We start from the raw sequence: 23,097 nt of genomic DNA, 5'->3' as shown, positions 1-23,097 counted from the left end.
GGACGAACGACCACCGACCGCTCGACCCGGGTCTCCGGCCGTCCCGACCCGGCTCTCCGGCCGTCCCGCTCAGACCAGCCCCGCACCCCAGGCGCGGGCGCGGTCGAGCTCGCCGGCGCGCAGCGGGCCGTCGTTGTCCTCCACGATGAAGCCCTCGGGCTCGGCGACCACGTCGAAGTGGCGGTGGGCGAGCCGGTGGGCGATGCCCTCGGCCGCTCCCCCGGCCCGGGCCATGTCGACCCTGGTGTCGAACGCGGCCGCGTGGGTGCCCGGTTCGGTCTTCGGGAGGTCGTGGAACCAGGACCGCAGGCCCGGGCCCGCGGCGGTCTCCCGTGCCTCGGCCGCCGCCGTCTCGCGGCCCTCCTGGCGCCCCTCGGCCGCCACGGCCATCCGGCGGCTGAGCCCGGAGGACATGCCGTGCATGTGGGTCGGGCCGCCGACCACCAGCAGGTCCGCGGACCGGGTCTGCTCGGCGTCGGCCTCGGCCACCGCGAGGCAGTCCACGGCCGCCCCGGGGTCGGCCTGGCGGACACCCTCGGCGATCGCCTCGGCGATCTCCCGGGTGTTGCCGTACATGCTCTCGTACACGATCACGGTGTGCATGGTCGCCACCTTTCGTCACCTCCAGCCTCGCGCCGGCGGCGTCCGGCGGCGGTGGGCCGTTCGGCCCGGATCGGGGCCGTCAGGCCCTCGTGGGGACGGCGGTTCGGCCCGGCGGCCGCACCGGCCGCACCGGGTGCAGCGCAGGCGGGCAGGCGGGCAGGCGGGCAGGCGGGCAGGCGGCGGGGGCCGCGCGGCCGTCAGAGGTGGAAGCGCCGGGTCTCGCCGGGCCGGATCGTCGCCTCGGTGCCGCGCAGGCGGACACGGACCGGCTCCTGGCGGTCCGCGCGCAGCCGCACCGTGACCGTGCGGCGGTCGACGGCGATGCCGAGGCCCCAGTGGCCCCGGTAGCGCAGGTCCAGCTCCAGGCGGCCGAGCGCGGAGGGCAGGCGCGGGTCGAGCCAGAGCGCGTCCTCGCGGACCTCCAGGCCGGTGTAGCAGCGCTGCAGCAGGTCCACCGCGCCCGCCATGGCGCCCAGGTGGACGCCCTCCGCCGTGGTGCCGTGCTGGCTGTCCCGCAGGTCGGCCACCAGGGCGTCGCGGAAGTACCGCCAGGACGCACGGCGGTCGGAGCGGGTGAGCACCCAGGCGTGCACCACCGAGCTGAGCGTCGAGCCGTGGACGGTGCGCCGCAGGTAGTAGTCGGTCGTACGGCGCAGCAGTTCGTGCCCGGCCGGGTGGCCGAGGCGCCGCAGCAGGTCGCGCACCTCGCGGGCGGAGAACAGGTACCAGAGCATCAGCGCGTCGGCCTGCTTGGAGGCCTTGTAGCGGTTGACGCTGTCGCCCTCGGCCTCCAGGATCCGGTCGAGTCGGCGCAGGTCCGGGTAGCGGCGCCGGTAGCCCGCCCAGTCGAGCTCGGCGAGCCGCTCGTAGCCGTCGAACTGGCTGAGGACGCCCTCGTGGAAGGGCACGTGCAGGTGCCGGCCGACGTCCTGCCAGCGCTCCAGCTCCGCGGTGTCGAGGGCCAGGCGCTCGCGCAGCTCGTCGCGGCGGTAGCCGGGCAGGGCGTCGAGGGCGTCCCGGGCGCGGGCCAGCACCCAGGAGGCCAGCACGTTGGTGTAGGCGTTGTCGTCCAGGCCCGGCCGGCCCGCCCAGGGGTAGGCGTCGTGGTACTCGTCGGGGCCGAGGACCCCGCGGATCGACCAGCGCTCCCGGGCCCGGTCGTAGTCGGCGGCGGAGGACCAGTAGCGGGCGATCTCCAGCAGCATCTCGGCACCGGCCGAGGCGAGGAAGTCCCGGTCCCCGGTGGCCTGGTAGTACTGCCAGACGTTGTAGGCGACGGCCGAGCCGACGTGCCGCTGCAGGTGGCTGTGGTCCGGCAGCCAGCGGCCGGACAGCGGGTTGAGGTGCAGCTGCTGGGACTCCTCCCGGCCGTCGCCGGCGCTCTGCCACGGGTAGACCGCCCCCCGCAGGCCGAGCGCGCGGGCCTGCCGCCGCGCGGCTTCCAGGCGGCGGTGGCGGTGGCGCAGCACGGCCCGGGCGAGCTCGGGGAAGCGGAGGTCGAGCAGCTGCAGCACGAACAGCTCGTCCCAGAAGACGTGCCCCCGGTACGCCTCGCCGTGCAGCCCCCGGGCCGGGATGCCGACGTCGAGGTCGACGGAGTGCTCGGAGTACGTCTGGAGCAGGTGGAACAGGTCCAGGTGCAGCGGGCCGGCGCCGTCGAAGTCGGCCTCGATCCCGCAGCGGCGCCACAACTCCGCCCAGCGCAGAGCGTGTTCGGCGAGCAGCTGCCCGAAGTCGGCGGCTTCGGCGGCGAGCAGCCGGGAGGCGCGCAGCGGGGTCCCGGTCGCCCGGTCGCGGGAGGTGTGCACGGCGACCGTCTTCGTGACGGTGACGGGCCGCCCCGCGGTGGCCTCCAGGGCGAGGAGGTGGGCCGTCCAGCCCTCGCGCAGCTCGGTCGTCACCGTGTGCGCGCGGTCGGCGCTCGTGCGGGCGCACAGGGCGATCCGCAGCGGCGAGTGCAGCGCCTCGGCTTCGAGCCGGAGCAGCCCCGTGCCGTCCACCCCCTGACCGGCCGGGACGAGGTGGCGTCCGGCCAGCCCCCGGTAGCGGGCGACCCCGGTGTTGGCGACGTCGCCGTCCAGGCCCGAGCGCACCTCCAGCAGGCCGGACCAGTTCTCCGGGGTGAAGGTGCTCTCCAGGGCCAGCAGGTGCGGCCGGGCCTGGCTGGCCAGGCGGCGCTGCACCAGCCTGGTCCGACGCCCCTGCCCGTCGACGACGAGGGCGGTGCGGGTCAGCAGCCCCCGGCGCAGGTCCAGCTCCAGCGTCTGCTCGGCGGGAGGCCCGGTGAACCACGCCCCGTCGGCCGGGCGGAAGGTCAGCGGCAGCCAGTTCGGGCAGTTGACCAGGTCCTCGTTGGTGACCACGCGCCCGGCCACGGCCGACTCCGCCCGGTCGTAGCAGCCCGCCAGGTACGTCCCCGGGTAGTGCACCCCGTCCGCCACCGCCTCCGGCGCGGCGCCCCGGCTGACCACGTACCCGTTGCCGACCGCGCACAGGGCCTCCCGCAGACCCTCCTCGGCCGGGTCGAAGCCCTGGTAGCGGAGGGTCCACGGGTCCGGCATGTCGGGATGCTCCGCTGGTGGGTCCGCTGCCACGAGGTGACCTCCGTGCCGACCGGTCTGCCTCCAGTCTGCGCATCCCGCCGCCGGGCCGCCCGCCTGCCGCCTGCCCGCGGCCGGTCCGCCCGCCACCCGCCGGCTGCCTCGCCCGCCGCCGTCCGGCCCGCGGGCGGGGCCGATCGGCCCTTTCCCGGGCCGGGGCGGGGTGGCGAGGCTGGATGACGGAGACAGGAGGTGCGCCATGACCGCTGCCCACCCGTCGCTCACCGCGGAAGCCCTGCTGGCCGACGGCACCACCGTGGAGCTGCGGCCGCTGGGGCCGGACGACCACCGGGCGGTGCTCGACCTGCACGCCGCCGGGATGTCCGAGGAGAGCCGCCGGATGCGGTTCTTCGGGGTCAGCCGCAACGCGCCCGCCCAGGCCGCGGACCGGCTGTGCGGGCCGTCGCGCACCGGCATCCTGGCGCTCGGCGCCTGGGCGGGGGACGAACTGGTCGGGGAGGCGGACTGCGAGCTGCTGGACGAACCGTCGCGGACCGCGGAGCTGGCCCTCGCGGTGGCCGACCGCTGGCACCACCGGGGCGTGGCCACCCTGCTGCTGGAACACCTGGTGCACGCCGCCCGGGCCGCCGGGATCCGGTTCTTCGAGGCCGACACCCTCTACGGCAACCGGGCCGTCCACCAGGTCTTCGCCGACCTCGGCCTGCCCGTCCGGCGGCACCACGCCCAGGGTGAGGTGAGGATCCGGGTGCCGCTGGACGAGGGCGACGAGCACTACCGCTCGGCCGTCGACGAACGCGGGCGCCGCGCCGACGTGGCGAGCCTGGCCGCGCTGCTGCGCCCGGCCTCGGTCGCCGTGGTCGGGGCGTCCCGACGGGAGGGCTCGGTCGGCGGGACCGTCCTGGCGAAGATCCGGGACGGCGGGTTCGCCGGCCCGCTCTGGGCGGTCAACCCGCACGCACGCGAGATCGGCGGCGAGCGCGCGTACCCGTCCGTCTCCGCGCTGCCCGCCGTGCCGGACCTCGCCGTGCTGGCCGTGCCCGCCGGCGCCGTCCCCGGCGTGGCCGAGGAGTGCGGCGAGGCGGGCGTGCGGGCACTGGTGGTGCTCACCTCGGGCCTCGGGCCGCAGGAGGCCGGCCGGCTGATCCGGGCCTGCCGCCGGCACAGCATGCGGCTGGTCGGGCCGAACAGCCTGGGCCTGGCCCAGACCGATCCCGCCGTCCGGCTGGACGCCGAGTTCGGCGGCGCCTTCGCCCGGCCCGGGACCGCCGGGGTGGCGGTGCAGAGCGGCGGCGTGGGGATCGCCCTGCTGTCGCGGCTGACCTGGCTGGGCATCGGGGTGTCGAGCTTCGTCTCGCTCGGCGACAAGTACGACGTCAGCGGCAACGACCTGCTCCAGTGGTGGGAGGCGGACGGCCGCACCGACCTCGCGCTGCTCCACCTGGAGTCCTTCGGCAGCCCGCGCGCCTTCGCCCGCACCGCCCGGCGGGTCACCCGCACGATCCCGGTGCTGACCGTCGACGCCGGCCGCTCGACCGCCGGCCGCCGCGGCGCAGCCTCGCACACCGCCGCGGCCGCCACCCCCACCGTCACCCGGGAGGCGCTGTTCCGGCAGGCCGGCATCACCGCCACCCGCAGCATCGACGAACTCGTCGCGGCCGCCGCCCTGTTCCACGCCCAGCCGCTGCCCGCACCGCGAGGGGCGGTCGCCGTGGTGTCCAACGCGGGCGGCATCGGGATCCTGGCCGCGGACGCCTGCGCCGAGGCCGGTCTCGCGCTGCCCGAACTTCCGCCGGGTCTCGCCGAACTGCTCCCCGCCGGCGCGTCCGTCCGGAACCCGGTGGACACCACGGCGGCCGTCACCCCGGTCGAACTCACCCACCTCCTCCGGGCGTTGGAGGAGGAACCGGCCGTCGACGCGATCCTGGTGTGCCTGGTGCCGACCGCGCTGGGCGCCGCCACCGGCGAGGACCCGGTGCGCGCCCTGGTGGAAGGCCCGGCCCGCCGCCGCGTCCCGGTCGTCGCCGTGCTGCTCGACCAGCAGGTGCCCGTCCGGTACCGCAGCTGCGCCGACGGCGGCCTGCTGCCGGCCTACTCGGACGCGGTGGCCGCCGCCCGGGCCCTCGTCCACGCCCGGGACCGCGCCCGCCGACTCGCCGAACCGCCGTCCGCACCCGTCGCCGCCCCGGACTGCGACCGCCAGGCGGCCCGCGGCCTGGTCGACGGCTACCTGACCGCCCACCCCGAGGGCGGCTGGCTGGACCCGCTGTCCACCGCCGACCTGCTGGCGGCCTACGGGCTGCCGCTCACCACGACCGTCTGGGTCCGGGACGAGCAGGCGGCGGTGGCCGCGGCCGACGGGCTCCGCGGGCTCGGGCACGACGCGAGGGTCGCGCTGAAGGCGTACTGGCCCGGGCAGGTGCACAAGAGCGCCGTGGGCGCCGTCCGCACCGGCCTCGCCACGGACGCCGACGTGCGCGAGGCCTACCGCGAGTTCACCAAGCACTTCGGCGTCGAGCTGGTCGGCGCCGTCGTCCAGCCGATGGCCGCGCCCGGGCTGGAGCTGCTGGCGGGCGTGGTGCAGGACCGGGTCTTCGGCCCGCTCGTCGTCCTCGGACTGGGCGGAACCGCCACCGAGGTCCTGGCCGACCGGGTGGCCCGGCTCGCCCCGCTGAGCGAGCGCGACCTGACCACCATGGTCACCGAACTGCGCAGCGCCCCACTGCTGTTCGGCCGGAACGGCGGGGCGGCCGTCGACCTCGCCGCCGTACGGTCCGTCCTGACCGGGCTGTCCCTGCTCGCCGAGGACTTCCCTGAACTCGCCGAGGCCGACCTCAACCCCGTCATCGTCCGCCCGGACGGCGCGGTCTGCGTGGACGCCCGGGTGCGCCTCGAACGCAGGCCGTCCTTCGACCCCTACCTGCGGCGGCTCCGGCGCCCCGCGGCCGCCGGGCCGGCCTTCGAGGAGGAGTGACCCCGAAGCGGCGCCGCACGGGGCCTGCGGGCCGGGTCGGCGGCCGCGGCCGGAGGCGCCGCCGCCCGTGCGCAGCGCCTCGCGGCGGCGCAGAATCGGTGGTGTCACCGCCCGCGCACCCCCACGGAGCAGGCCATGGACACGCCCCGGCCCGTACGCGTCTTCCTGCTGGACGACCACGAGGTGGTCCGGCGGGGCGTCCGGGACCTCCTGGAGGCCGAGCCGGACCTGGAGGTCGTCGGCGAGGCCGGCAGCTGCGCGCAGGCCCTCGCCCGGGTGCCCGCGCTGCGCCCGGACGTCGCCGTGCTGGACGTGCGGCTCCCGGACGGCGACGGCGTGAGCGTCTGCCGGGAGCTCCGGGACGGGCTGCCCGGCCTCGCCTGCCTGATGCTGACCTCCTTCGACGACGACGACGCCCTGCTCGACGCGATCATGGCCGGCGCGGCCGGGTACGTCCTCAAGGAGATCAAGGGCGCCGACCTGGTCGGCGCGGTCCGTACGGTGGCCTCCGGCCAGTCGATGCTCGACCCGGCCACCACCCGCAAGCTGATGGAGAGCCTGCGCCACCACGACGAGCAGAGCGAGAGCGACGCGGCCCTCGCCGGTCTGACGCCCCGCGAGCGGGAGATCCTCGCCCTGGTGGGGGAGGGCAAGACGAACCGGCAGATCGGCCGGGAACTCTTCCTGGCCGAGAAGACGGTGAAGAACCACGTCTCGCGGCTGCTCGCCAAGCTGGGCGTCGAGCGCCGCCTCCAGGCCGCCGTCCTGGCCGCCCACGTCGACCCCGAGCAGCACCACCAGCGCCCGCGCTGAGCCCGTCGGCCGCACTGCCCGTCGCCTGCCCTGAGCCTGAGCCCGCGCTGAGCCCGACGGGCCCGGCCGGCCCCGGAGACGGAGCCGAACGGCCCAAGCGGCGCGCCGGCCCCCGGCCGCATGCTGGAGGTGATCGATCTCCCTGGAGGCGGCCATGCCCACCCTCGCCCTCGACGCCCGCGCGCTGGAGAAGCTGGTCTCCGCCGCGGTGGCGGCACCCTCGATCCACAACAGCCAGCCCTGGCGCTTCCGGCTCCAGCCGGACACCTCGACGCTGGAGGTCCGGGCCGACCGCAGCCGGGCCGTCCCGGCCGTCGACCCGCGGGGCCGGGCGCTGCACATCTCCGTCGGCGCGGCCGTCCTCAACCTGAGGGTCGCCGCCCGCCACCTCGGCTGGGCGCCCGAGGTGAGGCTGCTGCCCGACCCCGCCGAACCGGACCTCCTGGCGGCCGTCGAACTCGATGCTTCGGCCCCCGTGCCCGCCCCGGGTACGGAGAAGCTGTACGAGGCGATCTGGCACCGGCACTCGATCCGCACCCCGTTCACCGGCGAGCCGGTTCCCCCGGCCGTCCTGGAGGAACTGGCCACCGCCGCCCGGTCCGAGGACGCCCTGCTCCACCTGCCCGACCACGCGGAGACCGAACGGCTGCTGCACCTCACGGCCGAGGCCGAGCGCCGCAACACCACCGACGAAGCCCAGCGCACCGAGAGCCGCAGCTGGATCCGCAGCGGCGAGGTACCGCCGTACGGCATCCCGGTCGGCGCGCTCGGTCCCCAGGACGCGGCCGGGCGGCTGCCGATGCGCGACTTCTCCGCCATCCACGCCGATGAGCACCGTGCCCCCGCGCGCTTCGAGGCCGAGCCCCGCATCGCCGTCCTCGCCACCGAGCACGACGCCCCGCAGGACTGGCTGCGGGCCGGCCTCGCCCTGGAACACGTCCTGCTCGCCGCCACCGTCCACGGCGTCCGTGCCTCCCTGCTGCACCAGGCCATGGAGTGGCCCTACCTGCGCTGGGAGGCCCGCGACCCGCACCGCGGCCCCGGCCACGTCCAGATCCTGATCCGCCTCGGCTACGGCCCCGAGGGTGCCCCGACACCCCGGCTGGCCCCGGGCGAGGTGCTGGACCGGCCCTGATCCGCAGGCCCCGGGCCCCGGCGTCGAAGACGGACCCTAGGACGGCGGAGCCCGCCAGACCAGCTCGGTGCCGCCCTCCGCACGGGTCCGGGCGGTGAAGGTGCCGCCCAGGGCGGTGGCGCGGTCGGCGAGGTTGGCCGGGCCGCTGCGGCGGGCGCCCTCGGGCAGGCCGACGCCGTCGTCGGTCACGGTGACGGTCACGTCCGTGCCGGCCGCGATGGTGGCCTCGACGGTGGTCGCCTTCGGATGGCGGGCCGCGTTGGACAGCGCCTCCTCCCGGGAACCTCCCCGGCTCGCCCCCGACCCACGGACCAGCGTAGGCGCGCGGCCCGGGCCGCGTCGGGCGGAAGGGGGGTCCAACGGCCCCGTCGGAGCACCCCACCGGACCCCTGGCGGCGGGTGGGGCCGCGGATGACGCTGGAAGCGCGAGCGGGGACCGCCAGGGTTCCGCCGTCCGAGAGGAGCGACCGCAGCATGAAAGCGCTCACCTACCACGGACCCGGCCGCCGCACCTGGGGCGACGTCCCCGACCCGGTCGTCCGCGACCCCGAGGACGCCGTCGTCCGGGTGGACGCGGTCACCATCTGCGGCACCGACCTGCACATCCTCAAGGGCGACGTCCCGGAGGTCGAGGAGGGCCGCGTCCTCGGCCACGAGGCCGTCGGCACCGTCACCGAGACCGGGCCGGGCGTCCGCACCGTCGCGCCCGGCGACCGCGTCCTGATCTCCTGCATCTCCGCCTGCGGCCGCTGCGCCTACTGCCGCGCCGCGAGCTACGGCCAGTGCACCGGGGGCGGCGGCTGGATCCTCGGACACCTGGTCGACGGCTGCCAGGCCGAGTACGTCCGCACGCCCTTCGCGGACACCTCCCTGTACAAGCTGCCCGACGGGGTCCGCGACGAGGACGCGCTGCTGCTCGCCGACATCCTGCCCACCTCGTACGAGGTCGGCGTGCGCAACGGCCGGGTCGGGCCGGGCGACACCGTGGCGATCGTCGGCGCCGGGCCGATCGGGCTCGCCGCGATCCTCACCGCCCGGCTCTACAGCCCGGCCCGCATCATCGCGGTCGACCTCGCGCAGAGCCGCCTGGACGCCGCCAAGCGCTTCGGCGCCGACACCACCCTGACCGTGGCCGAAGCCACCCCGGAGGCCGTCCGGGGCCTGAGCCGGGACGGGCTCGGCGTGGACGTCGCGATCGAGGCGGTCGGGGTGCCGGAGTCCTTCGAGCTCTGCACCCGACTGGTGCGCCCGGGCGGCCGGGTGGCCAACGTCGGCGTGCACGGCAGGCCCGCGACGCTCCACCTGGAGGACCTCTGGATCCGCAACGTCACCGTCACCACCGGCCTGGTCGACACCCACAGCACCCCGATGCTGCTCGACATGCTGGCCGTCGGCCGGCTGGACGTCGGGGGCCTGGTCACGCACCGGTTCGGCCTCGGCGAGATGCAGGACGCGTACGACGCCTTCGCGGACGCGGCCGGCACCGGGGCGCTCAAGGTCGCCCTCTTCCGGACCTGACCCGCCTCCCTCCGTCGACTCCCGTCCCGGCCGGCCACGCCGGAGTGCCGGGCGTGGGCAGGGCACGCGCCGCCGCCCCGGAAGCCCGTTCCGGGGCGGCGGCGCGAGGCGCGAGGCGCGTGGGGCTCAGCCCGTGATCGCCTTCAGGGCGGCGGTCATCGTCGCGGCCATCGTGGAGGTGCCGTTGTAGGAGCCGACGGTGGCGTCGTTGAGGGCGTTGACGATGTCGTCCCCGGCGACCTGGTTGTTGTCGCCGACGATCACCGTCCCGTAGTTGCCGCCGGTGGCCTGCGCGGCCTCCATGGCGCCGGTGGCGACCCCGGCCGTCGTCCCGCTCGCGCCGTTGTGGGAGCCGACGGTGGCGTCGTGGCCCGCGTTGATGATGTCGTAGCCGGCGACCTGGTTGTTGTCGCCGACGATGACCGTCCCGTGGTTGCCGCCGGAGACGACCTCGGCGCTCGCGGCGGTCGGCACGGCGGCCAGGCCGGCGGCGGCGAGCAGGATCAGCGTCCGGGTGAGGCGACGGTTCATGGGTGTTTCTCCGCTTCTGTCAGTGTTCGTCCCCGGTCGGGGCGAAGGTGACAGTAGGCGTCGCCCCCCGGGGCGGCGGGCGATGGTCCGCCGCACGTGGCGTGTCGGCCCCGGGCGGAGGATTCCCGGTCGCCACGACGCACCGGTCCCGGGCGGCGGCCTCGTGCGCGGCGGCCGGTGACCCCGGCCGGGGTTCACCCGTCCGGATGGCCGGCGGCGCGGCACGCCGGGGAGCGGCGGTGGCGCCGGGCTAGGGTCGGCGGGGCCGGTCCGCCCCACTACGGGAGAACGATGCCGAGGGTCCCCAGTCTCCGCTCACGGTGGGCGAGTGCCGCCGCCGGGCTGGCCGTCGTCGCGTCCGCCCTGACGGGCTGCGGGAGCAGCGGGCAGAGCGGCCGGGTCACCCTGAACTGGTACAACTTCCCGGACGACTCGGGCGCCCTGCAGCAGGCCGCCGACCGCTGCGGGCAGCAGTCCGGCGGGCGCTACACGATCCGCTACAACAAACTGCCGCGCGGCGCGGACGGCCAACGCCAGCAGCTGGTGCGCCGGATGGCCGCGCACGACACCGACGTGGACATCCTGGGCCTCGACGTCACCTGGCCCGCCGAGTTCGCCGAGGCCGGCTGGATCCGCGAGTGGACCGGGCAACTGCGCGACCGGGCCACCGCCGACACCCTCGACGCGGCGGTGCGCACCGCCACCTGGCAGGGCCGGCTGTACGCCGCGCCGTACAACTCCAACACCCAACTCCTCTGGTACCGCGACGACCTGGTGCAGACCCCGCCCAGGACCTGGGCCGAGATGCTGGCCAAGGCGGACGAGCTGGCCCGCGCCGGCAAGCCGCACTACGTGGAGATCCAGGGCGCCCAGTACGAGGGACTCACCGTCTGGTTCAACACCCTGATCACCAGCGCCGGAGGCTCGATCCTCACCCCCGACGCGCAGGCCCCCTCGCTCGGGGCGCCCGCCGTCACCGCCGCCACCGTGATGCACGACCTGGCGACCTCACCCGCCGCCGACCCGTCGCTGCCGAACCAGATGGAGGACCAGAACCGGCTCGCCATGGAGTCCGGCACGGCCGCCTTCGAACTCAACTACCCCTTCGTCTACCCCTCGATGAAGGCCAACCAGCCCGAGCTGTTCCAGCACTTCCGCTGGGCCCCGTACCCCGCCGTGATCCCCGGCCGCCCCGCCAGCGTCACCATCGGCGGGATCGACCTCGCGGTGGGCGCCTACAGCCGGCACCCCGACCTCGCCTTCGAGGCCACCCTGTGCCTGCGCGACCGGGAGAACCAGCTGACCAACGCGCTGAAGGGCGGCCTCCCGCCCTCCCTGCGCAGCCTCTACCAGGCGGCGGAGCTCACCCGGAGCTACCCCTTCGCCGCAGACGTGCTCGCCGCCCTGGACTCCGCGAGCATCCGGCCGAAGACACCGGCCTACCAGAACGTCTCCATCGCCATCTCGCACACCCTCTCCCCGCCCGCCGACATCCGCCCGGAGAAGGACGTGGCCGACCTCCACGGGCAGATCCAGGACGCCCTCGGTTCGAAGGGGCTGATCCCGTGACACCGTCCACCGCCTCCCGCGCCACGGCCGGCAAGGCCCCGGCCGGGCCGTCCCGCGGCGCCCGCCAGGAACGCCGGCTCGGCCTGCTGCTGTGCGCCCCCGCGGTCGTCGTGATGCTCGCCGTCACCGCCTACCCCATCGGCTACGCCGTCTACCTCTCGCTCCAGCGCTACGACCTGCGCTTCCCCGGGCAGGCGCACTGGGTCGGGCTCGCCAACTACGGCGCGGTGCTGACCTCGCCGTACTGGTGGCAGGCGCTCGGCGTCACCGTGCTGATCACCGTCGTGTCGGTGGCCGTCGAGCTCGTCCTCGGCCTCGCCCTCGCCCTGGTGATGCACCGCGCCGTCTTCGGCCGCGGCACCGTCCGCACCGCCGTCCTGGTGCCCTACGGGATCGTGACCGTCGTCGCCGCCTACTCCTGGCAGTACGCCTGGACACCCGGCACCGGCTACCTCGCCGCCCTGCTGCCCGAGGGCAGCGCCCCGCTGACCGAGCAGTGGCCCGCCATCGGACTGATCATCCTGGCCGAGGTGTGGAAGACCACCCCGTTCATGGCCCTGCTCCTGCTCGCCGGACTCGCCCTGGTGCCCGACGAGACCGTCCGGGCGGCGATGGTGGACGGCGCGAGCTTCGGGCAGCGGCTGCGCCTGGTGATCCTGCCGCTGATGAAGCCGGCCATCCTGGTCGCCCTGCTCTTCCGCACCCTGGACGCCTTCCGGATCTTCGACAACATCTACGTGCTGACCGGTGGTTCCAACGGCACCGGCTCGGTGTCGATCCTCGGCTACGACAACCTCTTCACCGCGCTCAACCTGGGCATCGGATCGGCGATCTCCGTCCTGATCTTCGTCTGCGTCGCACTCATCGCCCTGGTCTTCGTCAAGCTGTTCGGCACGGCGACGCCGGGCGCGGAACCGGAGAGCCGATGAGCACCCGACACGCCCGGACACTGACCGGCTGGGGCGTCGCCAACCTGGTCGTCGTGCTGTACGCGCTCTTCCCGGTGTGGTGGATCGTGGCGCTCTCCTTCAAGGACCCCGCCACCCTCACCGACGGAAACTTCGTGCCGCGCGAGTGGACCTGGGCCAACTACCGCGGCATCTTCCAGACGTCGGAGTTCACCCGGGCCCTGGTGAACTCGATCGGCATCGCGGTGATCTCCACCGCCATCGCCGTCGTCCTCGGCACCATGGCGGCCTACGCGGTGGCCCGGCTGCGCTTCCCCGGCAAGCGGCTGCTGATCGGCATCTCCCTGCTGATCGCGATGTTCCCGCCGATCTCGCTGGTCTCACCGCTGTTCAACATCGAGCGGGTGCTCGGCCTCTTCGACACCTGGGCCGGGCTGATCATCCCCTACATGACCTTCTCGCTGCCGCTGGCGATCTACACCCTCTCCGCGTTCTTCCGGGAGATCCCGTGGGACCTGGAGAAGGCGGCCAAGGTCGACGGCGCCACGCCCTGGCAGGCGTTCCGGCTGGTCATCGCACCGCTGGCGGCGCCCGGCGTGTTCACCACCGCGATCCTGGTGTTCATCTTCTGCTGGAACGACTTCCTCTTCGCGATCTCGCTGACCTCCACCACCTCGGCCCGGACGGTGCCGGCCGCCATCGCCTTCTTCACCGGGAGCTCCCAGTTCGAGCAGCCGACCGGCTCGATCGCGGCCGCCGCCGTGATCATCACGATCCCGATCGTGGTCTTCGTGCTGCTGTTCCAACGCCGCATCGTCGCCGGACTCACCGCCGGCGCAGTCAAAGGTTGAGACCGCCCCACCCGGCGGACCAGGAAGGCGGACCGTGGCCGAGATCGTCCTCGACGGCATCACCAAGCGCTACCCCGACGGCGCCCTCGCCGTCCGCGACGTCAACCTCACCATCGCCGACGGCGAGTTCGTGATCCTGGTGGGCCCGTCCGGCTGCGGCAAGTCCACCACGCTCAACATGATCGCCGGGCTGGAGGACATCACCGACGGCACCCTGCGGATCGCCGGGGAGGTCGTCAACGACCGCGCGCCCAAGGACCGCGACATCGCCATGGTCTTCCAGAGCTACGCCCTCTACCCGCACATGAGCGTGCGCGACAACATGGGCTTCGCGCTGCGGCTGGCCAAGACCGACAAGGCGACCATCGCCGCCAAGGTGGAGGAGGCCGCCCGCATCCTGGACCTCACCCAGCACCTGGACCGCAAGCCCGCCAACCTCTCCGGCGGCCAGCGCCAGCGGGTCGCGATGGGGCGGGCCATCGTCCGCGACCCCAAGGCCTTCCTGATGGACGAGCCGCTGTCCAACCTGGACGCCAAGCTCAGGGTCCAGATGCGCACCCAGATCGCCGCGCTCCAGCGCCGTCTGGGCACCACCACCGTGTACGTCACCCACGACCAGGTGGAGGCCATGACGCTCGGCGACCGGGTGGTGGTCATGCGGGCCGGCGTCGTCCAGCAGGTCGGCTCGCCGCAGCACCTTTACGACGAGCCGGTCAACCTGTTCGTCGCCGGGTTCATCGGCTCGCCCGGCATGAACTTCCTGGGCGCCGCGCTGGAGGAGAACGAGCTGCGCACCTCGCTGGGCGCGCTGCCGCTGGAAGACCGAACCCGGCGCGCCCTGGAGCGGGCGGACGCGCCCCGTGAGCTGATCGTCGGCATCCGCCCCGAGGACTTCGAGGACGCCGCGCTGGCCGAGCACACCGGTGGTGTCACCTGCACCGTCACCGTCGAGGTCCGGGAGTCCGTGGGCTCCGACGTGTACGTCCACTTCGCGGAGGAGGGCGGGCCGGCGGCGACGGAGGAACTCGCCGAACTCGCCGCGGACTCGGGCCGGGCCGACACGGGCATGCAGGAGCACCGCGTGGTCGCGCGGCTGAACACCGCGACCCGCGCCGCCGAGGGCCACCCGCTGGAGCTGTGGGTCGACACCGCCCGGATCCACGTCTTCGACCCCCGCGACGGCGCCAACCTGACCCACCCGGAGCGCCAGCCGGGGTGAGCCGGGCGGGGGCGGACAGGGACGACTACGGGGTGCCGCCCTCCTGGCGGGCCATCCACTCCATGAGGGCCCGTTCGGTGACGGCGAGGTCGTCGGTGGGGCTGAACTGCAGCAGTTCCGTTCCGGCGTCGACGTAGGGCCGGTGGCCCGGCGGCTGGTAGAACGCGTCGCCGGCCTCGTACACCTCCTCGTGGTCCCCGAAGACGAAGCGCATGCGTCCGGCGATGACGTAGCCCCAGTGCGGGCAGTGGCACATCCCGCCGGGCAGTGACTGCAGCGGACCGTCCAGGTCGGCGTCGGCGGCGAAGGAGACGAACTCGACCGTGTAGCCGTTCATCTCCGCGCGGCGGTCGGTCACCGGCCCGAACTCCTGGACCTGCGGCGCCGACTGCTTGGATACCTTGGGCATCGGTACGGCTCCTCCCGGTGGCAACCCCGAGACTTCCCCTCGTGTCGAGTCGACCACCTCGCGCCCCGGGGCGCATCCGGGCCGGGCGCCGGAACGCGCGCCGCCGGTCCGGAGGAGGTCCGGACCGGCGGCGCGCGCGGGAGGGGTGCGGGTGTCAGGGCGCGGCCGGGGCGGCCGGCGCGCGGCGGGACAGCGCGTCGGAGGCCTTGACCGTGGCGTACAGGGAGACGGCGAGGGCGAGGACCAGGGCGGCGCCGGCGGCGAAGAGGCTGCCGGAGGAGACGGCCTTGGCGCTGCCGGCCTCGGTACGGGCGGAGCCGGCGAGGAACGGCACGACCGCCAGCACCGCGACCCCGAGGGCGACCTCGCCCCAGACGACCTTCGGGAAGTGGCGCAGCGTGAGGTGGCGGAGGGAGGCGGTGTCGTCGGCGCGGCGGGCCCGGGCGATCCGGGGCATCAGCCAGAACTGGTTGAAGGCGCCGGCGGTGACCAGGGCGAGGACGAGGAGGACCTTGACGAGCAGGGCGAGGCCGTAGCCGGTCGTCCACAGCTGGGACACCGCGCCGACGTGCTTCCAGGTGAGCCAGAGGCCGGAGACCACGACGGCGCCGACGCAGACCATGGCGACGAGGCTGAAACGGCGCCACAGGTCGGCCCACAGCGGGCCGGCGGCGTCACCGGGGCGGCCGCGGGCGCCGGCGAGGGCGCCGAGCAGGGCGAGGCCGCCGAGCCAGACGGTGCCGGAGACGATGTGGACCTGGTCGAGGCCGAGGTCGAGCCAGCGGTCGACGTCGGCGGGCGCGGTGGTCGGGACGGCGGCGATCAGGGTGACGGCGAGGGCGGCCGGCAGGGCGGCGAGGGCGACGCGGTCGGTGTGGCGGCGGACGGCCGGGACGAACAGGGCGGTCAAGGCGGCGGCCGTGGTGAGCAGGACGGCGTTCTGGACGAGGTAGACCGTGCCCTGGGCGATCCAGGCGCCCTTGGCGGCGGGGGTCCGGAGGAAGTCCAGGATCCGGTCGGGGGCCAGGGCGTCGCCGAAGGGCATGCCCTTGCCGGAGCGGGCGACGCGGGCGGCGAGCTGGAAGTAGCCGGCGACCAGCAGCACCACGCCCGCCCGGGCGAGGTACACCGCCGATCTGGATCTCAGGACGGCCGCGTCGTGCGTGCCGGCCTCATCGCCGGTGCGTTCGGCGGCCCGCAGGGAGGGGCGGACGGTGGTGGCGTAGGTGACGGTGGTGCCGATGGCTCCGCTGAGGCCGATGAAGTAGCCCGTCTTGGTCAGGATCCGCCAGAGCTGGGGCGTGGTGTATCCGGCCGTGTTCGCGGCCAACAGCAGACTGTTCATGAGGGAAGGCTAACCTTAGAAAGGTTAGCCTTCCCTCATTCTTGGCCAACGGCTGTCCTATCGTCATGAATCCGTGATGACCCTTCGGGAACCGGTGTGGGTCGAGGTGCGCACGGACCGGCGGGGGCGTTTCGTGGAAGCAGCGGGGAATTCGCGTCAGGACGAGTCGGCAAGGGAGCGGTGACATGGCTGTGGTGATGTCGATGCGGTGGGTCGGGGCAACTCCGGAGCAGTACGACACGGTGCGTGACGAGGTCCGCTGGGAGGAACTCGAACCGGCGGGTGCGCAACTGCACGTCGCCTGGTTCGACGCGCAGGGCCTGCACGTGACCGACGTGTGGGATTCCCAGCAGGCGTTCGAGACGTTCTTCGCCGAACGACTGGCCCCGGCGGTCGAGAAGGCCGGCATCCCCGGTGCGCCGGAGACGACGTTCAGTCCGCTCCACCGGCGCTTCGTCGTCCCGGGCGTCAGCGGCGCCGCCTGACGGCACGCGGCGGGGGCGGACGGCGCACGGCGGGTGCGCCGGAGCCCGGCGCACCCGCGCGGGGGTCAGGGCCGGGCCTCCAGAAGGATGTTGAGCGGGGCGCTGTCCTCGGCGATCCGCCGCACACGGGTGAGCCCGCCCGCCGCCAGGACCTCCCGCAGCCGGGCTTCGCCGGCCATCGTGCCGAGCGCGGCGGCGCCGGTCTGGGCGAGCGAGGACGGGGTGCACACCAGGGTGGAGATCGCGTAGCCGACGCGGGCGTAGGGATTGGCGAAGTCGTCGGCGAAGCGGTCGGCGGCCAGCGGCTCGACGACCAGGACGGCGCCGTCCGGCGCGAGGGCGGCCCGGGCGTGCGCCACGGCGGCGACCGGATCGCCCATGTCGTGCAGCGAGTCGGTGAAGGTGATCAGGTCGTAGCCGTCGCCGGGGTAGCCGGCGGCGTCGGCGACCTCGAAGACGGCCCGCCCGTCGAGCCCGGCCTCGGCGGCGGACGCCCGGGCCCGGGCGACGGCGGCGTCGTCCGGATCGAAGCCGACGACGGTGCTGCGCGGCCAGCGCTGGGCGATCAGGATCGAAGAGAGGCCGTGGCCGCAGCCGACGTCGGCGACCCGGGCGCCGGCTTCGAGCCTCGGCACGATGCCCTCGACGGCGGGGATCCAGGCGGCGATCAGGCCGTGCACGTACGCGGGGCGGGTGAAGCGCTCCTGCGCCAGGCCGAGGGCCGGGTGGTGCTCGCCCCAGCCCATGCCGCCGCCGGTGCGGAAGAAGCCCTCGATGCGGTCGAGGTCCGCCCAGAGCGCGATCAGGCCGGGGAAGACGCCGATCAGTGCGGTCGGGGAGCCGTCGTCGGCGAGGACGGCCGCGTACTCGTCGGTGAGGGTGAAGGCGTCCGTCGCCGGGTCGTGGTCCAGGTGGCCGGCCACGGCGACGCCGCGCAGCCACTCCCGGACGTAGCGCTCCACCAGGCCGGTGCGGGCGGCCAGTTCGGCGGACGTGAGCGGGCCGGCGCCGGCCATCGTGCGGAACAGGCCGAGCCGGTCGCCCAGCACGATCAGCGGCGCGGTGCAGTTGACGCCGAGCTCGCCGAAGACGTGGCCGACGGCGGCTTCGAGCCGGTCGGGGTCGACGGTCGGGGGAGTGGAACCGGTCGGCGACGCGGGTTCGGTCGGGGTCGGGGTCGGGGTCGGCGTTCCGGCTTCGGTCGGTGCTGCGGTTTCGGTGGCGGGTGCCATCTCGATCACCTCTTCGGAAGTGCTGGTGACCGAGAGGCGTGGGAAACCGCCTCACAGACCGTGGGACGGGCGCCCGGCGGGCCCTCGGGCGGTCACAGCTGCCAGTGCACCGGCTGCGCGGGGCGGTAGGCGCACGCCCGGCCGGTGGTGACCGACGCGGCGAGGTGCCGGCCCAGTTCGGGGTGCTCGCGCTCGATCCGGCGCATGGTATCCCGGATCCGGGCGGTGACGGTGGTGCGCGCCCGTTCCCCGGCGTCGCCGAGGCGGCGCGGGCGCCCGCCGAGGCCGTACGCGCCGCGCAACTCGGCGACCAGCGCGTCGCGTTCCTCCTCGGCGCGGGACAGCCGGGGGACGTCGTCGAGCTCGCGGGCCTCGGCGATCTCCCCGTCGAGGCGGTCCAGCCGGGCCCGGTAGGCGGCGCGCGCCCGTTCGTCCGCGCGCTCGTCGCTGCCGGAGGGCGGGTGGTCCGGGCCGCCCAGCAGCCGGGTGGCGGAGACCTCCCGGCCGGGGGAGGACAGCAGCAGCGCCAGGTCGTGCAGGCCCTTGGCGTCCTTGAGGACCACCGTGCGGCCGCGGTACCCGAGCGTCCACAGCTGGCCGTCCCGGTGGAACACGTGGTCGCTGTCCGCCCGTGCGAGGGTGGCCCGGGCGTCGTCGCGCAGCCAGTCCAGGCCGAGCTCCTCGGCGGCGGCCAGGGCCTGGGCGAGCAGCAGACGACCGCGTTCGCCCGCCGGATCGCGGGCCAGCAGCGCCCGGCCGAGTTCGAGCCGGGCCCGGACGGCGACGGGTCGGGCGCCGAGGCGGTCGGCGCCGTCCAGGGCGTCCGTGAGGTGCCGGACGGCCTCCGGCCCGGTGGCGGCCAGGCCCAGGTAGAGCGCCACCGGGCCGAGGACGGCGACACCGCCGCCGATCACGATGATCTCCCGCTCGTACGGCAGCAGCCGCCGGTAGCGGTCCTCGCGCACCTCCGGAACGCCGGCCGCGACGGCGATCTCCACGTCGAACGCGAGGCCCGCCAGCGCCCGCCACCGGTAGCGGGAGAGCACCTCGGCGGCGGGCAGCGCGCGCAGCACGGCGGCGGCCGCCCCGGGCTCGTCGGCCGCCAGGTGGTCGAAGCAGCGCCAGTGCGGCAGGAACTCCGGCGGCAGCCCGGCGTCGCCGCACTCCGCCAGCGTGGCCGCGACCCCGGCCGGCCCTTCCCGGGCCAGCGCTCCGGCGATCCGCTGGGTGGCGCTCACCCCGGCGCCGTCCGGTTCACCGATCGCCTCGGCCAACTCGGATGCCTCGGCGGACAGTTGATCGGCCTCGCGGTAGCGGCCGCGGAGCAGCGCCCAGGCGGCGTCGCGGGAGCGGACCAGGTAGCGGGCGCGCGGCAGCCGGGACCGCTCGGCCGCGTCCGCCGCCCGGCGCAGCGCGTCCGCCGCGCCCGGGTCGGCGAGTTCCAGCAGCGCCACGAAGCGGCACAGCGTGCCCTCGAACTCCAGCGCCGTGTCGTGCGCCGCCACCGCCGCCGCCACCATGCCGTCGGCGAGGGCCAGCCGGTCCTGCGCGGTGCCCGGCGCCCAGGTGACGTCGTGCTGCGCGAACAGCGCGGTGGCCAGGGCGTGCGGATCGCCGGCGGCGCGGGCCCGGTCCGCGGCCCGCCGGGCGAGGTCCCGGGCCCGGGGGGTGTCCCGCTCCGGCCCGTCGGCCAGCTCCCGGGCCAGGGCCGCGAGCACCTCGGCGTGCACGGCCGCGTGCGGCCCGCCGGCCAGGGCGGCCTCGGCGCGCTCCAGCCGGTCGACCACCTCGCGCGGGGAGTCGCCGCTGCGGACGCCCGCCTCGTGGAGCCCGAGCGCGGCCGCCGCCAGCAGCTCCGGCCGCTTCGCCGTCAGGGCGGCCCCGGCCACCTCGGCGAACCGGCGGGCGGCCGAATCCCTCGCCCCGGCGCGCAGTTCGGCCTCCGCCAGGTCGGCGCGCAACCGCAGTGCCGCGGGATCGCCCGGGTCGGTGAGCCGTACCGCCTGCTGCCACCACCGGGCGGCCTCCTCGTACGCGAGCAGGGCCATCGCCTCCTCGGCGGCCCGGACGGCGTGCCGGACGGCCGGTTCGACCGGGCCGAACGGCAGGGCCTGGCCGTGGTGCCAGGCCAGCTCGGCCGGGCCGGCGGTGTCGGCGAGGGCCCGGGCGGCGGCGAGGTGGAGTTCGGCGCGGCGGGCCGGATCGAGCCGGTCCAGCAGCTCCGCCCGGAAGAGGTCGTGGACGAACCGGTAGCCGTCCGGGCCGTCACGGGCGACGATCCGCGCGCGCAGCGCGGGTTCCAGCAGGCCGGGAACCTCGGCCCGGGCCACGGCCGCGAGGCCGGCGAGCCGGTCGGCGGTGAAGGCGCGGCCGAGCACCGCGGCGGTGCCGAGCGCCCGGGCCGTCCGGTCCGGCAGCCGGGCCAGGCGCCGGGCCACCGTCTGCCCGACGGCCGTGGGCACCGTCGGGTTGTCGCTGCCTGCCGGGTTGTCGGCAGCGGCGGCGCGCAGCCGGGCGACCTGCTGGACGAAGAACGGGTTGCCGCCGGTCCTCCGGTGCACCAGGGCCGCCGCCTCCGGCGTCGCGGGCGGCCCGAAGCGCTCCAGCAGAGTGCCGACGCCGGCCGGGTCCAGGCCGCCGAGCACCACCACCTCGGCCCCGGGCAGTGCGGGCAGGGGGTGGTCGTCGGGCAGCTCGACGTCCCGGTAGGTGCCGATCAGCAGCAGCGGCTCGTGCCGGGAGCGCCGGCCCAGGTGGCCGAGCAGCAGCACGGACGCCGGGTCCGCCCACTGCAGGTCGTCCAGGACCGCCACCAGCGGGCGGCCGTCCCGCAGCAGCAGGCCCGCGATCCGGTCGAACAGGGCGAGCCGGGAGTCCGCACCGCCGGCGGGAGCCGCCGTGCGCCGCGGCGGATCCTCCCCGGCGAGCGCGTCCCCGGGCGGCTGTTCGCCGGGCGGCTCAGGGGCGAACGGCCCGGGCCGTCCGGTGGCCGCGCGCACGATCTGCTGCCAGGGCCACAGCGCGGGTGCGACACCCCCGTCCTCGCACAGGCCCCACACCGCCGTCACACCGCTGCTCCGGGCGTACCGCACCACCTCGGCGGCGAGCGCCGTCTTCCCGATCCCCGGCTCCCCGGCCAGCAGCACCAGCCCGCCGCGGCCCGCCGCGGCGCCGTCCACCGCGCGGCACAGCGACGTCAGCAGCGCGGCCCGGCCCACGAGCTCCGACTCAACCGGCGGCCCCACACCGGCATTCTCCCACCGGGCCGGCCCCGTCACCCCGTGCGGATCACTGCGCGCGCACGATGACCACCGGGCAGGTGGCGTGCTGCGCGCAGCGCGTGCTGACCGAGCCGAGCAGGGCCCGGGTGAAGCCGCCGTGGCCGTGGCTGCCGACGACCAGGACCTCGGCGCCCCGCGACGCGTCCAGGAGCACGTCCGAGGCGTCGCCCATCACCAGTGACGGGCGGATCTCCACCGGATGGTCCTCGCCGAGCACCGACTGGAGCTCGTCGGCGAACTTCCGGTCGGCCACGTCCCGGTCGAGGGCCATGTCGACCACCGGCGCCGACCAGCCGAAGTGGCTCGGCGGCTCCCAGGCGCCCACCGCATCGACGACCCCGCCGATCAGCGTGGCGTGCCGGATCGCCCAGCGCAGCGCGGCGTGCGACGACGGCGAGCCGTCGACGCCGACCACGACGCGGGGAGCGGATTCGTTCGCGTCCATGTGCACCGTCCTGTCGGTCGTCGCCCCCTCCACCACGGTGCGCGCCGCCCGGGGCCGCCGCCAGTACTTACCGGCAGCCGGGTGACGGCGGCCCGGCGGCGGGCCCGGCGGCGGGGCCGGCCGCTCAGCCGGCCAGGCCCGACAGCACCTGGGCGCCGGGCAGCCGGGCCAGCGCCCGGCCCGGGAGGATCAGCTTGCCCCGGCGCCGGCCGCTGCCGACCAGGACGTACGGGGCCGCGGCCACCGCCTCGTCGATGAGCAGCGGCCAGGCGGCGGGCAGGCCGACGGGGGTGATGCCGCCGTACTCCATGCCGGTCAGCTCGACCGCGACGTCCATCGGCGCGAAGGACGCCTTGCGCGCCCCCAGGTGCGTGCGGACCGCGCGGTTGACGTCCACCCGGGTCGTGGCCAGGGCGAGGCACGCGGCGTGGGTGACCTCGCCGGCGCGTTTGGCGGCGACCACCACGCAGTTCGCGGAGAGCTCCGGCGGCGTGTCGTACGCGGCGCAGAAGACCGCGGTGTCCGCCTTCTCCGGGTCGGTGTCCACGTAGAGCACGGACGCCGCCGCGTCCCGGGCGTCCCAGTTCTTCAGGGCGTCGGCCACGGGGGCGGCCAGGTCGTCGCACACCTCCAGCGCGGCGAAGGCGGTCGGGAAGCTGCCGAAGGGCGGGGGCACGGGCTCGCTCATGGGACGGACTGTAGCGCGGCCCGCCGCCCCGCCCGGCTATCCCCAGTAGCCCGCGTGCACCGCGGCCGCCTCCTCGAACAGGTGCGGGCCCGACACCTCGACGGTGTCGCCGCCGGCGGCGAAGACCCGTCGGCACGGCAGGTCGAGCACCGGCTCCTCCGGGTCGGCCCCCGCGATGGCGATCAGCTCGGACGCTCCGAGCGCGTAGACGACCTGCCGGATGCCGCTCCAGTAGATCGCGCCGGCGCACATCGCGCACGGTTCGGTGCTGCTGTACAGGGTGGCCGCGGTCAGCTGCGCCGGGTCGAGGGTCCGGGAGGCCCGGCGGACCAGGTTGATCTCCGCGTGGGCGGTGACGTCGCGGTCCGTCAGCACGGTGTTCTCGGCGGTGAGCAGGACGTTCCCGGCGGCGTCGGTCAGCACCGCGCCGAAGGGGTGGTTGCCGCGCTCGCGCGCGCTGTTCGCGAGCCCGATGGCGGCGAGCAGGTGGGTGCGGGTGTGGTCGGCCATGGCGGGCTCCTCGGGGTGCGGGA

At 75.5% G+C, this 23,097-nt stretch carries 20 protein-coding genes; 9 read left to right on the top strand and 11 right to left on the bottom strand.

The genetic code is table 11. The annotated features are described in order from the left end of the window. Positions 1-69: 69 nt before the first annotated feature. Positions 70-603 carry a flavodoxin family protein gene (locus tag ACZ7KX_RS21580; protein ID WP_470327836.1) on the bottom strand — a complete coding sequence of 178 codons (534 nt, stop codon included), beginning with the start codon at positions 601-603 and terminating at the stop codon, positions 70-72. Between the two features lie 197 nt (positions 604-800). Continuing rightward, positions 801-3,164, bottom strand: a complete 2,364-nt coding sequence (locus tag ACZ7KX_RS21575) for a glycoside hydrolase family 65 protein (RefSeq protein WP_470327835.1) — start codon at positions 3,162-3,164, stop codon at positions 801-803. Positions 3,165-3,402: 238 nt separating this feature from the next. Here ACZ7KX_RS21575 and ACZ7KX_RS21570 point away from each other — a divergent pair, with 238 nt between their 5' ends. The 3 genes from ACZ7KX_RS21570 to ACZ7KX_RS21560 all read left to right on the top strand — a co-directional run bounded on the left by ACZ7KX_RS21570 (position 3,403) and on the right by ACZ7KX_RS21560 (position 8,083). After that, positions 3,403-6,135 carry a bifunctional acetate--CoA ligase family protein/GNAT family N-acetyltransferase gene (locus ACZ7KX_RS21570; protein WP_470327834.1) on the top strand — a complete coding sequence of 911 codons (2,733 nt, stop codon included), beginning with the start codon at positions 3,403-3,405 and terminating at the stop codon, positions 6,133-6,135. 135 nt (positions 6,136-6,270) lie between these two features. Then, positions 6,271-6,948, top strand: a complete 678-nt coding sequence (locus tag ACZ7KX_RS21565) for a response regulator (RefSeq protein ID WP_470327833.1) — start codon at positions 6,271-6,273, stop codon at positions 6,946-6,948. A gap of 154 nt (positions 6,949-7,102) precedes the next feature. Beyond that, positions 7,103-8,083: an Acg family FMN-binding oxidoreductase gene (locus tag ACZ7KX_RS21560; RefSeq protein ID WP_470327832.1), complete on the top strand. Its 981-nt coding sequence runs from the start codon at positions 7,103-7,105 to the stop codon at positions 8,081-8,083. A 36-nt stretch (positions 8,084-8,119) separates the two neighbouring features. On the opposite strand, the gene ACZ7KX_RS21555 is transcribed toward ACZ7KX_RS21560, so the two are convergent. After that, the gene (locus ACZ7KX_RS21555) at positions 8,120-8,443 is read right to left on the bottom strand and encodes an ATP-binding protein (RefSeq protein WP_470327831.1); all 324 of its coding nucleotides are present in this window, start codon (positions 8,441-8,443) and stop codon (positions 8,120-8,122) included. Between the two features lie 114 nt (positions 8,444-8,557). Between ACZ7KX_RS21555 and ACZ7KX_RS21550 the strand changes: the two genes are divergently transcribed. Then, a complete protein-coding gene (locus tag ACZ7KX_RS21550; protein ID WP_470327830.1) occupies positions 8,558-9,601 on the top strand; it encodes an alcohol dehydrogenase catalytic domain-containing protein in 1,044 nt (347 codons plus the stop codon). A gap of 126 nt (positions 9,602-9,727) precedes the next feature. On the opposite strand, the gene ACZ7KX_RS21545 is transcribed toward ACZ7KX_RS21550, so the two are convergent. Beyond that, on the bottom strand, positions 9,728-10,132 hold the full coding sequence (locus ACZ7KX_RS21545; protein ID WP_396545830.1) for a hypothetical protein: 405 nt from the start codon (positions 10,130-10,132) through the stop codon (positions 9,728-9,730). 291 nt (positions 10,133-10,423) lie between these two features. On the opposite strand from ACZ7KX_RS21545, the gene ACZ7KX_RS21540 reads away from it, so the two are divergent. Genes ACZ7KX_RS21540 through ACZ7KX_RS21525 form a run of 4 tightly spaced genes read left to right on the top strand, consistent with a single transcriptional unit; the run spans position 10,424 to position 14,679 of the window. After that, entirely contained in the window at positions 10,424-11,701 is a 1,278-nt protein-coding gene (locus ACZ7KX_RS21540; protein ID WP_470327829.1) for an ABC transporter substrate-binding protein, read from the top strand. Then, a complete protein-coding gene (locus tag ACZ7KX_RS21535; protein WP_470327828.1) occupies positions 11,698-12,630 on the top strand; it encodes a carbohydrate ABC transporter permease in 933 nt (310 codons plus the stop codon). The genes ACZ7KX_RS21540 and ACZ7KX_RS21535 overlap by 4 nt, the downstream gene beginning before the upstream one ends. Further along, positions 12,627-13,460 carry a carbohydrate ABC transporter permease gene (locus tag ACZ7KX_RS21530; RefSeq protein ID WP_350523144.1) on the top strand — a complete coding sequence of 278 codons (834 nt, stop codon included), beginning with the start codon at positions 12,627-12,629 and terminating at the stop codon, positions 13,458-13,460. The genes ACZ7KX_RS21535 and ACZ7KX_RS21530 overlap by 4 nt, the downstream gene beginning before the upstream one ends. 34 nt (positions 13,461-13,494) lie before the next feature. Next, positions 13,495-14,679, top strand: coding sequence for an ABC transporter ATP-binding protein (locus tag ACZ7KX_RS21525; protein WP_470327827.1), 1,185 nt, complete (start codon positions 13,495-13,497; stop codon positions 14,677-14,679). A gap of 25 nt (positions 14,680-14,704) precedes the next feature. Here ACZ7KX_RS21525 and ACZ7KX_RS21520 read toward each other — a convergent pair whose 3' ends face one another. Together ACZ7KX_RS21520 and ACZ7KX_RS21515 are read right to left on the bottom strand one after the other, a co-directional pair. Further along, complete coding sequence (locus ACZ7KX_RS21520) at positions 14,705-15,088, bottom strand: cupin domain-containing protein (protein ID WP_470327826.1); 384 nt, start codon at positions 15,086-15,088, stop codon at positions 14,705-14,707. Between the two features lie 154 nt (positions 15,089-15,242). Beyond that, positions 15,243-16,433 (bottom strand): CopD family protein, encoded by a 1,191-nt coding sequence (locus tag ACZ7KX_RS21515; RefSeq protein ID WP_470327825.1) that lies wholly within the window; start codon positions 16,431-16,433, stop codon positions 15,243-15,245. Between the two features lie 185 nt (positions 16,434-16,618). Here ACZ7KX_RS21515 and ACZ7KX_RS21510 point away from each other — a divergent pair, with 185 nt between their 5' ends. After that, positions 16,619-16,918 (top strand): hypothetical protein, encoded by a 300-nt coding sequence (locus ACZ7KX_RS21510; RefSeq protein WP_350523140.1) that lies wholly within the window; start codon positions 16,619-16,621, stop codon positions 16,916-16,918. Between the two features lie 65 nt (positions 16,919-16,983). Here ACZ7KX_RS21510 and ACZ7KX_RS21505 read toward each other — a convergent pair whose 3' ends face one another. The 5 genes from ACZ7KX_RS21505 to ACZ7KX_RS21485 form a co-directional block, all read right to left on the bottom strand. After that, positions 16,984-18,150, bottom strand: coding sequence for a class I SAM-dependent methyltransferase (locus tag ACZ7KX_RS21505; protein WP_470327824.1), 1,167 nt, complete (start codon positions 18,148-18,150; stop codon positions 16,984-16,986). Positions 18,151-18,242: 92 nt separating this feature from the next. Then, the gene (locus ACZ7KX_RS21500; RefSeq protein ID WP_470327823.1) at positions 18,243-21,395 is read right to left on the bottom strand and encodes an ATP-binding protein; all 3,153 of its coding nucleotides are present in this window, start codon (positions 21,393-21,395) and stop codon (positions 18,243-18,245) included. Positions 21,396-21,438: 43 nt separating this feature from the next. Then, positions 21,439-21,876, bottom strand: coding sequence for a universal stress protein (locus tag ACZ7KX_RS21495; protein ID WP_470327822.1), 438 nt, complete (start codon positions 21,874-21,876; stop codon positions 21,439-21,441). 124 nt (positions 21,877-22,000) lie between these two features. Beyond that, positions 22,001-22,564: a YbaK/EbsC family protein gene (locus tag ACZ7KX_RS21490; RefSeq protein ID WP_470327821.1), complete on the bottom strand. Its 564-nt coding sequence runs from the start codon at positions 22,562-22,564 to the stop codon at positions 22,001-22,003. 36 nt (positions 22,565-22,600) lie between these two features. Continuing rightward, on the bottom strand, positions 22,601-23,074 hold the full coding sequence (locus ACZ7KX_RS21485) for a nucleoside deaminase (protein ID WP_350523135.1): 474 nt from the start codon (positions 23,072-23,074) through the stop codon (positions 22,601-22,603). Positions 23,075-23,097 lie beyond the last annotated feature (23 nt).

The sequence above is a fragment of the Kitasatospora sp. NPDC038210 genome, assembly GCF_055600605.1.
This window is presented reverse-complemented; position numbering and strand designations above follow the sequence as displayed.